Here is a 15,397-nt window from a genome sequence, read left to right on the forward strand (position 1 = left end):
AGCATTTAGTATGTTGAAATTAGTCGTTTGAAAAATTATTTTTTCGAATGCCTTTTTATTCAATTGATTTCATACATTTTTCCCGGTAAGGATTTTACCATTCCAGAAAACTCCAAATGAAGCAACAGCGCGGAAACTTTGCTCATCGGCATTTGCGTGTTAAAGCAAATATCGTCAATTCCCACACTTCCTTTTTCCTTCAGAATAGTGAAAATATGTTCTTCTTCTTTACTAAGATTTTTAAACATGGCAGTTTGTTTCGGAATTTTTTTTGCAGGATTTTCTTCCCAACCCATCAAATACAAAATATCTTGCGCCGATTGTACCAAAGCCGCTTTGTTATTACGAATCAAAAAATTACATCCTTCTGAAAATTCATCGCCCACTCTTCCCGGAACGGCGAAAACATCGCGATTATAGGTATTTGCAATGTCTGCAGTAATCAGCGAACCGCCGCCTTTCGCGGATTCTACCACCAATACAGCATCCGCCATACCTGCAACAATGCGGTTACGACTCGGAAAATGCTCTCTATCGGGGTTGGTGCCGCTCGGGAATTCCGTGAGTAAAGCGCCGCTACTCAATATTTTTTTAGCGAGATTTTTATGCGCCGCTGGATACACTCTGTCCAAGCCATGCGCAAATACACCAACGGTGTCCAAATTATTTGCGAGTGCTGCTTTGTGTGCGCAGCCATCAATTCCGTGTGCCAAGCCGCTTACAATTAAAACGTCGTAAGGCGCTAATGTTTCTACCATTTGTTCGCAGATTTTTTTGCCGTATTCGGTGGCTCTGCGCGTACCTACAATACTCAAAACTTTGGAGGTATTTAATTCCGCATTGCCTTTGTAATAAAGCAAAATCGGACTATCCTGACAATGTTTTAAACGTTGCGGAAAATTATCTTCGAGAAAAAAAATAGGAGTAATTTCATTTTGCTGAATGAATACCATTTCTTCGTCTGCCTTTTTCAAGGCATCGTTCTGAATAATAGAATTGGCAACAGTCTCACCAATCCCTGGGATTTTCAATAAAAGCGATTTTTTCTCTTTAAAAATTGCTTCCGGACTACCACAATAAGCAATCAAACTCTTCGCGCGCGTGCCGCCAATATTGGGTAAAAAGGTAACGGCAATTTGATATTTTGTTTCTTCGTCCATACATAAAAGACGATTTTTTTAAGTGTTGATATGCTTTTTCCTATTCTCTGATAAATCGTCCACCCAACTAACTTTATTTCTCATGGTTCTATTGTGGTAGCAAAAATATTTTTTTGCAAAAGGATATTTTCTATGTCAATTACATCCTACCTTTTCAGGTTATCGTTGGCTCTGTTTATTTAAACGGAAGTTCGATTATAATGTAGATGCCAAGTGTTTACTTATTTTTTCAACACTGAAAAATTATTTTTGGAAGAAATGATTTTGTGTGGACAAAAAAGATGTTCTACAAATAAAATCAGCGCAGTTTTTGAGAACGTAATATTAATGGGATTTCTATTGAGATTTTTGTTTGTAGAATATTGAACAAATTAAAACTGTCAGTAAACATAAAAGTCCATATCCAGTGACATACAGAATATCACATGCGCAAAAATATGCAATAGTTTTGTCGCCTGAATATTCCTTAAAAAAATTCCAATTATAAAATATATTTATAAGGTAAATGATAAAAACCGCTACGCTAGTTAGAATTTGGATTCGCGTTGCTTTGGGCGAACACAATTTAAGAAAATCCTTAAAGATGTAAAAAAACAAAAGGCTAATTAGTATTGATAAATACCACATGTTTTTTAATTTGTCTGTTTATTTTGCCGATACGAATAAAAATTCTGCATTAAATTAAATCCAGCCTTTTTCAAAAATATCTTTCGTGTGATAGGAAATAATAATATCCGCACCAGCTCTGGCAAAGGCGTACATATTTTCCATCACCATTTTTTGTTCGTCAATCCAACCTTTTTGGGCAGCAGCTTTTAGCATCGAATATTCTCCCGAAACATTGTAACAAGCCAAAGGAAGCAACGTGTTTCTGCGAATGTCCGCAATCACATCTAAATAAGCCAAAGCCGGTTTCACCATTAAAATATCCGCACCTTCGTTTTCGTCTAATAAAGATTCTTTCAAGGCTTCACGCCCATTTCTGAAATCCATTTGATACGATTTTCGATCGCCTTTTTGTGGAGAAGAATCCGCGGCTTCACGAAACGGACCATAATAAGCAGAAGCAAATTTGGTGGAATACGACATAATGGAAGTATTTTCAAAGCCCTTTTTATCCAATAATTCACGGATTGCCAACACGCGTCCGTCCATCATATCCGAAGGTGCCACCATATCGGCACCTGCTTCTGCGTGTGCCAAAGCCATTTTTGCAAGCACGCTTACAGAAGCATCGTTTTGCACATAATCATTGTGAATAATTCCGCAATGTCCGTGCGTGGTGTAAGCGCAAACGCAGACATCAGTTATGATTAATAAATCATCCGAAAACTTTTTTTTCAATTCGCGGATTGCATTTACAACAATCGCATTTTTGCTGTAAGCAGAACTGGCATCTTTTGTTTTTTCTTCGCCAACGCCAAATACTAAAATTTTGTTGATCCCGAGTTTTAAACCGCGTTCCACATCTTTAATTAATTCATCTATTGAGAAATGAAAAACACCCGGCATGGCTTCAATAGCATGCTTTTTCTTTTTTCCGCCAATTACGAAATACGGATAAATAAACATGTTTTTAGAAAGTTTTGTTTCCGCAATTAAGTCGCGAATAATGGCTGTTTTTCTTAATCTGCGAGGGCGTTGAATTTGCATGACGAAAAATTATTTTTTGAATCTTATTTTTTGCTTTTGAAAAATTATTTTTTTGAAGTGTCTTTTTCTCCAAATTTTAAACGCCCAAAACTGCTTGTACCAAGCCTAAATCGTCAAAAGTAATAGGTTGTTTATGCACTCTTATTTTGAATTTTTTTAACGTATTTGCGGTGGCATCGCCCATCGCCACAATTTTTTGTTCAGGCGAAATTTTATTTTTTTTGAAAAATGATTCTACGTTGGAAGGACTTGTAAAAACAAGTGTTTCAGCGAATGGAATGACCTCCGAAAATTCGATGGTTTCGTAAACTGACAAATCCGTAACTTGACTTTGCGGAATGTTTTGTTGGATACTTTTCATGCCTCCTTTTGCTTGCGGAAACAACACAGATTTTCGTCCGACAACTGCGGCAAATTGTTTTCCTGTTAAGCGCGTGTCGGTGGAATAGCCAATAAAATCAGCACGTTTACCGAATTTACGAATTTCGTCCGCTGTTGCTTTTCCGATTGTGCCAATTTTTGTGTTTTCAGAAAGCATTGGTTTTTGTTCGAAAAAATATTTCACCGCATGTTTGCTCGAAAAGAAAATCCAATCTTGAGAAATAGTGGTTCGAAAAATTATTTTTTTAAACTCAATTAATGATTTTGCATTTACTGTAAATCCTTGTGCTGATAAAGCATTCCGAAAATAATCTGCTGTGCGGAAATTACGTGTAATAAAAACAGAATTCGATTTTATGGAATTTATTTTTGCGACTATTTTTTCTGCTAAACCTTCCGTTTTCAAACTTTCAAAATACATTTGTTTCGGGAAATCATTCCACGCATTTGCCCTGCTAATCCACGTTTTGAAAACAAATTCTCCATTTTCATCCTCCTCTTTTTCGCAATAAACACCCAAGGGAAGTTGACAACCACCATCAAAAAGATTCAACACTTTTCGTTCCACAGCAAGTGTTTCCGCGACATCCGGAAAATTTATTTTTTGAAGCAAGTCAAAAAGTGCTTTGTCTTTTTCACGAATTTGTAACGCCAAAACGCCTTGTGCAGGTGCCGGCACAAATTCTTTCGGAGAAATTTTTTCAGTGTGAAATTCGCTGATGTCTAATTGCAAACGCTCTACTCCAGCTGCTGCTAGCATAATGGCATCGTATTTTTTATCCCGTAATTTTTGAATACGCGTTGGAATATTTCCTCGTAAATCGGTAATTTTTACATCCGAACGAAAAGCCAATAATTGTGATTTTCTGCGTGCGGAAGAAGTGCCGACAATTGCATTTTTTTTGAAAGAAAATTTTTGTTTTTCATCCACACATTCTTTCCGAATCAAAATAAGTTCAGAAGGATCTTCACGCTCAGAAACTGCTGCAATTATTAATCCTTCAGGAGATTCTGTCGGTAAATCTTTATGCGAATGAACGGCTAAATCTATTTCTCCAGAAAGTAATGCATCTTCAATTTCTTTTGTGAAAAAACCTTTGCCTTCCAATTTATCAAAACTTAAATCTTGAATTTTATCGCCTTGTGTTTTGATGATTTTTATTTCAGCAGATTGTCCGATTTTTTTTAACTCTCCAAAAATAAAATTTGCTTGCCAAAGCGCCAAATCACTACCTCTGGAACCGATTGTAATTTTATTTTTTGACATCACTGAATTATTTTTTTGATTTTTGAGGAGCTCAAAAAATTATTTTTTCACTCCGTTTTCGATGATTATTTCTCGCGCCATTTTCATCGGAACGCTGATGTATTTTTTTTCCATGTAGAAAATTATTTTTTCGAGCAGCTCTTTTGAGTTATCATCCAACTGTTCCAAATCCTTCGCAAACACTTTATTAATAGCCATTTCGCGAATTTGCTTTATTTTTTCAGGCACATCACTCATCGCCAATTCTACTTTTCGTGTTTGTAAAATTTGATAAAATTCCTGCGTACTTTCTGCTGTAATTTTTGTACAAAAATTTAATTCGCTTTGACGTTCTTTTAAATTGTGTTCCGCAATGGATTGCAAATTATTAACGGCAATTAAATTGATATCGTAACTGTTTAAAATTTCTGGATCCAAATCGTTTGGAACGGCTAAATCAATTACCACTTTTTTTGTTTTGTCTTCGTGCAAAAGCGAAGTATAGATATCTTTTGTAATCACCGCTTCGGCAGCACCTGTGCAAGTTACAATAACATCAAATCCTGAAAAATAATTTTTCAATTCGTCTAAACCAAATGCTTTTGCATTTAATTCCGACGCTAAATTTTCTGCATTTTTAAGTGTGCGATTAAATAAAACGAAATTCGTAAACCCGTGTTTTTTCAGGTATTTCGCCATATTTGTATTGGTAATTCCAGTTCCGATAATCAGGAAGCGCGCGTTTAAAGGCACATTCAGCTCTTTTAATTTGCGATACGCCAAGGAAACCACGGAAACAGGATGGCGCGCAATGTTTGTTTCTGTATAAATCCGTTTTGCTGTTTCAATTGTTTTTTGAATCGCCAAACGAATTAAATCTCCAGTTAAACCGAATTGTTTGGATTTCTCAAATGCGTTACGCACTTGCGTGATAATTTCGCGTTCGCCAACTACCAATGAATCAATCGAAGAAGCTACGTTGAACAAATGATTCAAGGCTTCTTCGCCTTCAAAAACAAGGGAAGATGTGCAAGCAAAATTAATTTCTTCTGTCGACCAAGAAGGATTGAAATGAGCGAAAAAGTGTTGTAAAAATTTTTGGGAAATAGTTTGAGAAGTAGACAATAAAAATTCGACGCGATTGCAAGTGGAAAGATACATTAACTCCTCTACCTTCGATTGCTTTTTGAGATATTGCAAGCGATTTTCCAACAACGATTCTTCCAAATGGAATTTTCCCACTTCGGAAATTTGAAGCGTTTTGTAAGTAAAAGCAATGATTTTAAAAGAATTCACGTATCGCTATTTTCAATGGATGGCAAAGGTGGCAAAGAGATCTGTTCTAATTGTCATGGAATTGTCAGCAAAACATACGTAAAAAAGAAGAGCAGGTTTTTAAAAACCCGCTCTTCACAAATAAATCAATAGAAAAATTTATTTTACATATACTTTTTTTCCGTTGCTCATGTAATATTTTCCACCTTTTGGACCTTGAAACAAAGCGCGACCTTTTGCATCTGTTCCAACTGATTTTCCGTTTGCGCTCATGGTTGAACCAGTAGAAGTAGCTGTACTACCAGTTGTTTTGCTTGATGTGCTTGGAGTTGATTTGGCAGACGGTTTTGTTGCTGTACCACTATTTTTAGAGCTGGATTGTGTTGTTGGAGTAGTGCTGATATGAGCTTTACTTGCCGTTTTTGCACGTTTCTGAGTGGTGGTAGCAGGAATTACTTTCCCATCTTGTTGAATTTTTTCTTGACGGATTGTTTTTACGCTCATCGCGTTTGCGCTTACAATTGCCAGAGAAGCAATCAGAACGGTCATTACTGTTGATTTTATCGTTTTCATGTTTTTTGGTTTTTAGACTTTTGTTTTATGTTTTACAAAAGTAGGTTAATTATTTTTTGAAAAGAATACTTCCAATTGTCGTGCCAAAAAAATATTTTTTCGAGACATTTTAAAATGTAGAAGAAACAATCTTACTTTTAAACACGTAATTTGTACGTAACTAATTCTCAAAATTGAAACATGATATTTTTAAAAAAGCAGTCGAACTTCCTTTTTTTACTCCTTCTTTTGTTACTTCCTTTTTCGCATGTTTTTGCTGAAAAATTTACCGCACATCCTCCTAAAAAGAAGGTAGAACCCACGGTCTCTATAAAAGATACGCTGGTTTCTCGTATTGTAAAAAGGATAGAAATGTATTCGCTTACGATTAAGACCGACAATAATTTAGTTCAGCGAAAAATACAAATGGAACCGATGTTAAGCGCCTTGCCAGAGATCGAGCGAAGATTGAATGCTTTTACAAAACGGTTGGCAAAAAAAGGAGATCGAATGAATTTGCGGAGCCTTAACAGCGGGATGATTATTTTGAAAGAAATGGCCAGTCAACTGAAGGATTATGAAACCACTTTATCGGATTATTATATGGAATTATCCGAAAGTAATGATTCTTTGAAAAGGATAAGTACCGATGCAATTCTCAATTCAAATATCACGGATTCTATCCTGAATAATCAGACACAAACTGTGCTGAAAGAAGCTGCGGTTTTAGATTCTGCTCAAAAAGACATGTTGGGGAAAATTTCTATTGTACGCAATAAGAATTCGGTTGCGGCATTGCAAACCGAAGATATTATGTCGGAAATGACTTACCTCACTACTACCGCCAAAAAAGCGATGTGGGAGCAAGAGGACAATCCTTTGTTGCAAGATAATCCATCTGAATACGACCAATCTTTTACAGAGATTATTGAAAATGCATTCACTCGGAGTGGAAAAATTATTTCCATATTTCTACGTGATAAATGGGATTTGATGACAATGGCTTTATTCTTATTTATTTGTATCAGTACGTGGTGTTTTTCGAATATGCGACGAGTTAAAAAATTGCCGAACGCAACAGAGGTGCTCGAACCGATTTATTTTTTGAGGAGATCTGTATTGATAGGCTGTATTATGGCATTTTTTACCTATTTACCTTTCTTTTTTGCCAATCCGCAAATGTCTTTTTTACACGTTTGCGAATTACTCCGATTGCTCGCACTTTCCTTTTTACTGTTTCCCTATTTATCACGCTCTTCCAAACCGATGTGGATAGCACTTTGCCTCATTTGGGTGTATTATGCAATGGATGATTTACTATTGGAACAAGCGTTTGAAGAACGCTGGGCATTGGTTGCAGCAGGTGTATTATTGATTTTTATTTGCCTCCGAATAATCTTCAAAAAGCAAACGAATTTCGTAAAAGTGCAAGAGTCGCCTGGCACAAAAGCATTGTCTATTTTTTCAATGACACTCGGAATTTTATCTCTCGTTTTTAATTTTACAGGAAGGGTTACGTTGGCAAAAATAGTAGGCATCGCGGCAGTGCAAAGTTTGGTATTGGGGATTACGCTCAAAGTTTTTTCTACGATGGTTTTAGAAGCTATTTATTTGCAATCCGAAGCCTATAAAGCAAGTAAGTTTTCAGATTTAATTAATTACAACGAATTGCAACACCGTTTACGCCGAGTGTTGTGGATGATTGCTTCTGTCGTTTGGTTTATCGCATTATTAGTAAATATCACCTTGTATGATTATTCAAAAGAGCTCTTCATTGCTTTTTTTGAGACGAAAAGAATTATTGGTAACATGACGTTTACCTACGAAAGCGTAGCTGTTTTCGTTCTCATTATTTGGGTATCCTCTATTATTTCTGGGATTATTAATTTTCTTTTCGGACAGGAAAACTCCAAAAATCCGAAAAAGAAAACACGTATTGGTTCCATGTTATTATTGATTCGCTTGGCAATTTGGTCGGTCGGATTTGTAGTAGCGGTGGCAGCTGCAGGTATTCCGATGGATAGAATATCCATTATGATTGGCGCTTTAGGCGTAGGTATTGGTTTCGGTTTGCAAAACATCACCAATAATTTGGTATCTGGAATTATTCTTGCTTTTGAGCGCCCTATTCAAGTGGGAGATCAAATAGAAATAGGAGATAAAGCAGGAGTAGTGGACGAAATTGGTGTGCGGTCTTCTAAAATAAAAAGCAGCGATGGATCGCACGTTATTGTGCCAAATGGCGATTTACTTTCGCAACATCTCACCAATTGGACAAAAGAGAATTCTCATAAAAATGTATTTTTTAATATTAATATTTCCTACCAATCCGATATGACCTTGGTGAAAAAAATAATTTGTGAAACCATTGAAAAAGACAAGGGCATTTTAGCTGGTACAACACCTTCCGTTTCCGTCCAGGCATTTGCGGATACCGCTATTCAACTAAAAATTTCTTTTTGGGTGTCTGATTTATCGAAAGCCAATTCGCTTCGAAGCGATATAATGCTGGAAGTGTATCGTACACTCACGGAAAAGGGAATTAGACTTCCTTATACAAGCTGAAAAAAAGGACTTGAAAAATTATTTTTTTGAAGCCTGTTTTTGTATTAAAAAAAATATCCGATTGCTGGGAAATACAACCGGATATTTTTCCATTACAATTTAAAAACAACTAAAAACTAAGCACTATTTCTTTTTGTTCGATGAGTTTTCGAAGATTGATTAAAGCATAACGCATCCGTCCCAAAGACGTATTCACACTCACGTTGGTGAAATCTGAAATTTCCTTAAAAGTCATGTCGTAATAATGACGCAGCATCAATACTTGACGTTGTTCGTGAGGTAATTCTTCAATTAATTTTCGAATGTCTTTTCGCACTTGTTTCCCCAGAATTTCTTCCTCTGCATTTTTCTGTTCGATTTTCAGAATACTAAAAATGTCGAACTCTTCGCCATCGTTATTCGACACATTTGAAATGGTCGGTATTCTTTTTTCTTTTCTGAAATGATCCATAATTAAATTGTGAGCGATGCGCAAAACCCAAGCTGCAAATTTGCCTTCTTCTGTGTATTTCTGCATTCGAAGGGTGTGAACCACCTTAAAAAAAGTATCCTGAAAAACATCTTCTGCCAATTGTTTGTCTTTTACAACCATCATAATGTAGCTGAAAATTCTTCTTTTGTGGCGAGAAATTAATTCGGCAATGGCTTCTTCGTTACCGTTAACATACTGATCAACGAGTTGCTGATCGCTCAACTGCTTAGTCATATAGACCTCCTTTTTTAAAGTGAATAAAAACTATTTAAAAAAGTAGCAGTTGACTTATGTTATTCCTCCTTGGTTTTAGGGATGTTCCGGTGAAAAAACATCGGTTTGTTTGGGTGATTATTTATCAAATGTAAAACATATTTTTTAAAAACCCAAAAAATTGTTAAAAAAATCTTTTTTGAAGAAGTTTTTTTGGTTTTTACGACTTATTGTTTTCTAAACGAATAACTGTATTTTTGATTCGCTTAGAAAATATTTTTTTACACTCATTATTTCCATCCGAATAAAAATTTATGCGCAGCTCTATTTTCCGAAAAAAATCTGTTGAACATATTTTAAAACAAGTTGAAGAAGACGATAAATACCAAGCACTCAACAAAGTGCTTACTGTTCGCGATTTAACGGCTTTGGGAATTGCCGCCATTATTGGAGCGGGAATTTTTAGTACGGTCGGGAAAGCCTGTTTTGACGGTGGTCCGGCGGTAATATTTTTATTTTTAATTACTGCCGTTGCTTGCGGGTTTTCAGCTTTGTGTTATGCTGAATTTGCTTCGCGGATTCCCGTTTCTGGAAGTGCTTATACTTATTCTTATGCGGCTTTCGGAGAATTAATTGCGTGGATTATCGGCTGGGATTTAATCATGGAATATGCCATCGGCAATGTAACGGTTGCTATTTCTTGGTCGGATAATTTGAAAAGTTTTTTACACAATATCGGTATTCATATTCCGAATTATTTAGCAACCAGCCTTTTCACTGCCAAAGGCGGTTACGAAAAATTTACAGAATTAATTTCTCAACACGCAACTGTTCCGAGCGATGTAAAAAGCTTGCACGATTTATGGATAAGCGCTCCACACATTGGCTCTTTTCCAATTATTTTAAATATTCCGGCATTGCTGATTACCGCCTTTATCACGTATTTGGTGTATATCGGAATGAAGGAATCGCGTACTTCCAGCAATTTGATGGTGGCGTTTAAACTCATCATTATTGTACTAATTATTTGCATCGGATTTTTTTACATCAATCCACAAAATTGGGTTCCTTTTGCACCGAATGGTTTTGGCGGAGTAATGAAAGGCGTTTCGGCTGTATTCTTTGCCTACATTGGTTTTGATGCGATTTCAACAACTGCCGAAGAATGTAAAAATCCGCAGCGCGATTTACCGCGAGGAATGTTTTATGCGCTTATTATTTGCACCGTTTTGTATGTATTGATTGCCTTGGTACTTACCGGAATGGTGAAATACACACAATTAAATGTAGGTGATTTTCTCGCGCAAGCATTCAATCAACGCGGATTAAATTGGTTGGGCGGATTTATCGCGATAAGCGCAGTGGTAGCAACCACAAGTGTTTTGCTCGTTTTTCAATTAGGGCAACCACGTATTTGGATGAGTATGAGCAGAGATGGTTTGCTTCCGAAAAAGTTTTCTAAAATCCATCCGAAATTTAAAACGCCTTCGTTTGCAACTATCGTAACAGGCTTTGTGGTGGGCATCTCGGCACTTTTTCTCGATTCAGATTTTGTAACCGATTTAACAAGTATCGGAACATTGTTCGCTTTTATTTTGGTGTGCGGAGGAATTTTGGTTTTGCCACATACCGAAAAGGAAGAAGGAAAATTTCATCTGCCTTACGTCAATGGAAAATATATTGTTCCAACACTTTTAATTGTGTCGCTTGGGTGCGTGGAATATTTTTTACCTGATTTTTTCAAAAACTTTTTTAGCATTCATCCCGCTGCCGGAACAAGTTTTTTCAGTGCTTTCGCAGAAAAAATTCCATATTTTATTTTTGCTATTCTCATTGTTCTCATCACCGTTTTCACGTACTTGAGAAATTATTCGTTGATTCCTGTTTTGGGATTACTTTCTTGTTTTTATTTAATGACCGAACTCGGCATAATGAACTGGGAACGCTTTGTAATCTGGCTTATCATCGGTTTGGTGATTTATTTTACCTACGGAATAAAAAACAGTAAACTGATGAAATTTGAAGAGGGGAAATAATTGAAAATTGACAATGGAGAATTAAAAACGAACGGCATCAGATTTCGAATAAAATTTTGACAAAATGAAAGCGTGATGAGATTGGGAGTTCCGAACGTGTGAGGAAATCGCCCAACGAATAGCTTTCAGGAAGCTAAAATGAAATGAGAAAGCCAAGCCTTGAATTTTTGTTTTCCGACACACTCGCTGGCTCAAACAAACACTGTTTGTTTGCCCTTTTCAAGAAAAACGGATTTGAAAAAATAATTTTTCGAACGCCTAAAAGCAGATGAAAAAAAATACAATTAACTTCGTCCTGAAAAAATAATTTTTTGAGGCTTTAAAATATGAATGTAAAATTGCTCTCTATCGTAATGCCCGCCTATAACGAGGAGAATACGATTTTGTTGATTCTCGAAAAAATAAACTCCGTAGAATTAATAAATCACATCGAAAAAGAAATTATTATCGTGAACGATTGTTCGACCGATTCTACGGCGACGCTCATCGAAAATTATAAAAAAGAACATCCTCAACAAAATATAAAAACGCATCACCAAGCTGTAAACACAGGCAAAGGAGCTGCGCTCCACAAAGGAATTGAATTGGTAACTGGCGATTGCTTAATCATTCAAGATGCTGATTTAGAATACGATCCGAACGAATACAATGTATTGCTAAAACCAATTATGGACGGTTATGCTGATGTGGTTTATGGATCTCGCTTTATGGGAGGAAACCCACATCGTGTCTTGTTTTTTTGGCATACTATCGGAAATAAATTTTTAACTTTTTTGTCTAACATTTTTTCCAATTTGAATTTAACAGATATGGAAACCTGTTATAAATTATTCAAAACGGAGCTGATAAAAAAAATAATTTTGAAAGAGAAAAGATTTGGTTTTGAGCCGGAAGTAACCGCTAAAGTGGCAAAAATTAAAGACATTCGCTTTTATGAAGTTGGTATTTCTTATTATGGGAGAACATACGAAGAAGGAAAAAAAATTGGCTGGAAAGATGGATTGAAAGCCCTCTGGTGTATTTTGAAATACAATTTGTAACCTCATTTTGCCTTTCCGATTTTCCAAAATAATGAAACTAAAAAAGCGTGTATTTTTTTCTTCTTCAAAACTCGGAATATTTTTGTTCTACGCATTGCTATTGGTTGGCATTTACCAATTGCCTCTTAAATTAATGGGAACTCATTTTCAAAATATTCCCGGAGATCTGGCAGATGGGCGACTAAACAATTATTTCTTAGAACACGGCTATTTATTTTTTACCGGAAAAATTCATCAATATTGGAATGGATCCTTTATGTATCCCGAAAAAAATGTAATTACTTACTCTGATAATTTATTGGGTACACTTCCTATTTATGCTGTTTTTAGATTTTTTGGTTGTACACGAGAATCAGCTTATCAAGGTTGGATGCTTGCACTCTTTACGCTTAATTTTATTATTGCAGCTTATGCTTTGCACAAATTATCCGGAAATCTTTCCATCGCTTCTGTTGGTGCTTATCTTTTTGCCTTTTCATTACCTATTGCCGCTCAAATGAATCATTCTCAAGTTTTTCCGAGATTCATAATTCCAGTAGTTTTTATGTGGCTGATTTTCTTTTTCAAGAACAAAAAAATAAGCCATTTTGCAGGTGTAGTTTTAGGTATTGTTTTTCAATTTTATGCCGGAATTTACTTAGGATTTTTACTTTCATTTTGTGTATTTATTTCTGCTATTTTTTTATTGTTTTATACGTATAATTTCCAAACGTTTTTTCAAAATTTAGGGAATAAAAAAATAATGCAATTAATCGGAATTACTTTGTTCGCAGTTCTTTTATTGCTGCCGCTTTTGTATCCTTATTATCAACGCACGCAAATCTCTGAAATACCAAGTTATGCTGGAGTCGTTCGTTCTATTCCTTATATAAAATCGTATTTGTTTGCTTGGAAAGGTGCTATTTGCTGGAGTTTTTTAACATCTATGCTTATTCATGTGTCTATTCATTGGGATCATTATTTATTTCCGGGAGGCATCGCCCTTATTAGTTTATTACTGTTTCCAATTATTGCCTATAAAAACAGAAAAAACAAGTTTAGCAAAGAAGCAATCGGAATGTTTTTAGCAACTGCCGTTATTATAATACTCACTATACAAATAAACGGTTTTAGTTTATATAAAATGATTTATACTATTCCCGGATTTTCATCAATGCGCGCAATAGGTAGAATAATAAATGTGCTACTTTTTCTATTTGCTTTGATTGTTGTTTATCTACTTTGTTGGGTTGAAAAATCTATAAAATACAAAAATGTTTTTTTTGTATTTATCGCTATCGCTTCTGTCATCGATCAGTATTCTACACAAGCAATGCCTGCATATAACAAGAAAGAATCACAACTTCGCGTACTCAACATCGAAAATAAATTGCGAGCAAAAAACTATAAACAATACAATGCTTTTGCATTCATTCCGAGCGATGAAAAACAGAGTTCTCCCTTCGTGCAATTGGATGGAATGATGGCTTCACAAGATTTACAAATTCCGACAGTTAATGGATATACTGCAACAAGTCCTGGTGAGTTTACACCCTTTTGGAACGATCACGATTCTATTTCTTTACAGTATTGGTTAAACTTAAAAAAAATGGATATTATAAAGGATAAGATTCTATTAATAAAATAAAAAATGCAGAGATAAAAAAAGACGTTTGGAAAATTAATTTCCTACTTTTGTTTTTCAAATCTAAATAAACACAATGAGAACAATCCAATTCAGAGAAGCGCTCCGCGAAGCGATGAACGAAGAAATGCGTAAAGATGAACGTGTTTTTTTAATGGGCGAAGAAGTGGCCGAATACAACGGCGCGTACAAAGTGAGCCAAGGAATGTTGGAAGAATTTGGCGCGAAACGCGTAATTGACACACCCATTGCAGAGCTTGGTTTTGCTGGTATTGGCGTGGGTGCCGCGATGAATGGGTTGCGTCCGATTATCGAATTTATGACCTTTAATTTTTCCTTAGTGGCGATAGATCAAGTGATTAATTCTGCTGCTAAAATGATGTCTATGTCGGGCGGACAATTAACGATGCCGATTGTTTTTCGAGGACCTACCGGTTCGGCGGGAATGTTGAGTTCTCAGCATTCGCAATCGTTTGATAGTTGGTATGCCAATTGTCCGGGATTGAAAGTAGTTGTGCCTTCTATTCCGTACGATGCAAAAGGACTTTTAAAGTCTGCGATTCGCGATAATGATCCTGTTATTTTTATGGAATCCGAACAAATGTATGGCGATAAAGGCGAAGTGCCAGAAGGCGAATACATTATTCCTATTGGTGTTGCAGACATTAAAAAAGCAGGGAAAGATGTAACAATTGTGTCTTTCGGAAAAATTATGAAAGTGGCTTTGGCTGCTGCCGCTGAATTAGAAAAAGAAGGTATTTCTGCGGAAGTCATTGATTTGCGCAGCATTCGCCCGATTGATTACAATTGCATTATTCAATCTGTGAAAAAAACAAATCGTTTAGTAGTGGTAGAAGAGGCGTGGCCATTGAGTTCCATCGCTACAGAAATTGCTTTTAAAGTGCAAAAAGAAGCGTTTGATTATTTAGATGCGCCTGTTTTAAGAATTACTTCTGCGGATGTTCCCTTGCCGTATGCGCCTACGCTCATCGAGGCTGCATTGCCTAACGTAGCGCGTGTTGTAAAAGCGGTGAAGGAAGTTTTGTACGTGAAAAAATAATTTTTTGAGAGAGAAAAACCGAGCACAAAAAAGGGGTTCAAAAAATTAATTTTTTGAACCCCTTTTTTTATTTTCTATTCTCTCAAAGCACAATCAGTTTTTTGATATTCTGGTTGTGCG

Annotated in this window: 11 protein-coding genes; 5 read left to right on the top strand and 6 right to left on the bottom strand. The window is 35.9% G+C overall.

What is annotated here, in order from left to right:
- Positions 1-59: 59 nt before the first annotated feature.
- From dprA to ABIZ51_10725, 5 genes are all read right to left on the bottom strand, one after another.
- A complete protein-coding gene (gene dprA / locus ABIZ51_10705; GenBank protein ID MEO7089251.1) occupies positions 60-1,160 on the bottom strand; it encodes a DNA-processing protein DprA in 1,101 nt (366 codons plus the stop codon).
- A gap of 681 nt (positions 1,161-1,841) precedes the next feature.
- Positions 1,842-2,813, bottom strand: coding sequence for a porphobilinogen synthase (hemB, locus tag ABIZ51_10710; protein ID MEO7089252.1), 972 nt, complete (start codon positions 2,811-2,813; stop codon positions 1,842-1,844).
- Positions 2,814-2,889: 76 nt separating this feature from the next.
- Positions 2,890-4,461, bottom strand: coding sequence for a hydroxymethylbilane synthase (gene hemC / locus ABIZ51_10715; protein MEO7089253.1), 1,572 nt, complete (start codon positions 4,459-4,461; stop codon positions 2,890-2,892).
- 39 nt (positions 4,462-4,500) lie between these two features.
- The gene (gene hemA / locus ABIZ51_10720; protein MEO7089254.1) at positions 4,501-5,736 is read right to left on the bottom strand and encodes a glutamyl-tRNA reductase; all 1,236 of its coding nucleotides are present in this window, start codon (positions 5,734-5,736) and stop codon (positions 4,501-4,503) included.
- A 138-nt stretch (positions 5,737-5,874) separates the two neighbouring features.
- Positions 5,875-6,288: a hypothetical protein gene (locus ABIZ51_10725; protein MEO7089255.1), complete on the bottom strand. Its 414-nt coding sequence runs from the start codon at positions 6,286-6,288 to the stop codon at positions 5,875-5,877.
- Positions 6,289-6,516: 228 nt separating this feature from the next.
- Here ABIZ51_10725 and ABIZ51_10730 point away from each other — a divergent pair, with 228 nt between their 5' ends.
- The gene (locus tag ABIZ51_10730; protein MEO7089256.1) at positions 6,517-8,832 is read left to right on the top strand and encodes a mechanosensitive ion channel domain-containing protein; all 2,316 of its coding nucleotides are present in this window, start codon (positions 6,517-6,519) and stop codon (positions 8,830-8,832) included.
- 109 nt (positions 8,833-8,941) lie between these two features.
- Here ABIZ51_10730 and ABIZ51_10735 read toward each other — a convergent pair whose 3' ends face one another.
- Positions 8,942-9,538 (bottom strand): sigma-70 family RNA polymerase sigma factor, encoded by a 597-nt coding sequence (locus ABIZ51_10735; GenBank protein MEO7089257.1) that lies wholly within the window; start codon positions 9,536-9,538, stop codon positions 8,942-8,944.
- Positions 9,539-9,831: 293 nt separating this feature from the next.
- On the opposite strand from ABIZ51_10735, the gene ABIZ51_10740 reads away from it, so the two are divergent.
- The 4 genes from ABIZ51_10740 to ABIZ51_10755 all read left to right on the top strand — a co-directional run bounded on the left by ABIZ51_10740 (position 9,832) and on the right by ABIZ51_10755 (position 15,277).
- A complete protein-coding gene (locus ABIZ51_10740; GenBank protein MEO7089258.1) occupies positions 9,832-11,553 on the top strand; it encodes an amino acid permease in 1,722 nt (573 codons plus the stop codon).
- A gap of 326 nt (positions 11,554-11,879) precedes the next feature.
- The gene (locus ABIZ51_10745) at positions 11,880-12,593 is read left to right on the top strand and encodes a glycosyltransferase family 2 protein (GenBank protein ID MEO7089259.1); all 714 of its coding nucleotides are present in this window, start codon (positions 11,880-11,882) and stop codon (positions 12,591-12,593) included.
- 31 nt (positions 12,594-12,624) lie between these two features.
- Positions 12,625-14,220, top strand: a complete 1,596-nt coding sequence (locus ABIZ51_10750) for a hypothetical protein (protein ID MEO7089260.1) — start codon at positions 12,625-12,627, stop codon at positions 14,218-14,220.
- Positions 14,221-14,293: 73 nt separating this feature from the next.
- Positions 14,294-15,277: a pyruvate dehydrogenase complex E1 component subunit beta gene (locus ABIZ51_10755; GenBank protein MEO7089261.1), complete on the top strand. Its 984-nt coding sequence runs from the start codon at positions 14,294-14,296 to the stop codon at positions 15,275-15,277.
- Positions 15,278-15,397: the final 120 nt, after the last annotated feature.

This window comes from Bacteroidia bacterium, from assembly GCA_039924845.1.
Lineage (GTDB): Bacteria > Bacteroidota > Bacteroidia > DATLTG01 > DATLTG01 > DATLTG01.

What these genes read in the sequence shown, in the direction of transcription:
- dprA (MEO7089251.1), bottom strand. Translation starts at nt 1,160, where the DNA reads ATGGACGAAGAAACAAAATATCAAATTGCCGTTACCTTTTTACCCAAT.
- ABIZ51_10745 (MEO7089259.1), top strand. Translation starts at nt 11,880, where the DNA reads ATGAATGTAAAATTGCTCTCTATCGTAATGCCCGCCTATAACGAGGAG.
- ABIZ51_10755 (MEO7089261.1), top strand. Translation starts at nt 14,294, where the DNA reads ATGAGAACAATCCAATTCAGAGAAGCGCTCCGCGAAGCGATGAACGAA.
- ABIZ51_10740 (MEO7089258.1), top strand. Translation starts at nt 9,832, where the DNA reads ATGCGCAGCTCTATTTTCCGAAAAAAATCTGTTGAACATATTTTAAAA.
- hemB (MEO7089252.1), bottom strand. Translation starts at nt 2,813, where the DNA reads ATGCAAATTCAACGCCCTCGCAGATTAAGAAAAACAGCCATTATTCGC.
- hemC (MEO7089253.1), bottom strand. Translation starts at nt 4,461, where the DNA reads ATGTCAAAAAATAAAATTACAATCGGTTCCAGAGGTAGTGATTTGGCG.
- ABIZ51_10725 (MEO7089255.1), bottom strand. Translation starts at nt 6,288, where the DNA reads ATGAAAACGATAAAATCAACAGTAATGACCGTTCTGATTGCTTCTCTG.
- ABIZ51_10735 (MEO7089257.1), bottom strand. Translation starts at nt 9,538, where the DNA reads ATGACTAAGCAGTTGAGCGATCAGCAACTCGTTGATCAGTATGTTAAC.
- ABIZ51_10750 (MEO7089260.1), top strand. Translation starts at nt 12,625, where the DNA reads ATGAAACTAAAAAAGCGTGTATTTTTTTCTTCTTCAAAACTCGGAATA.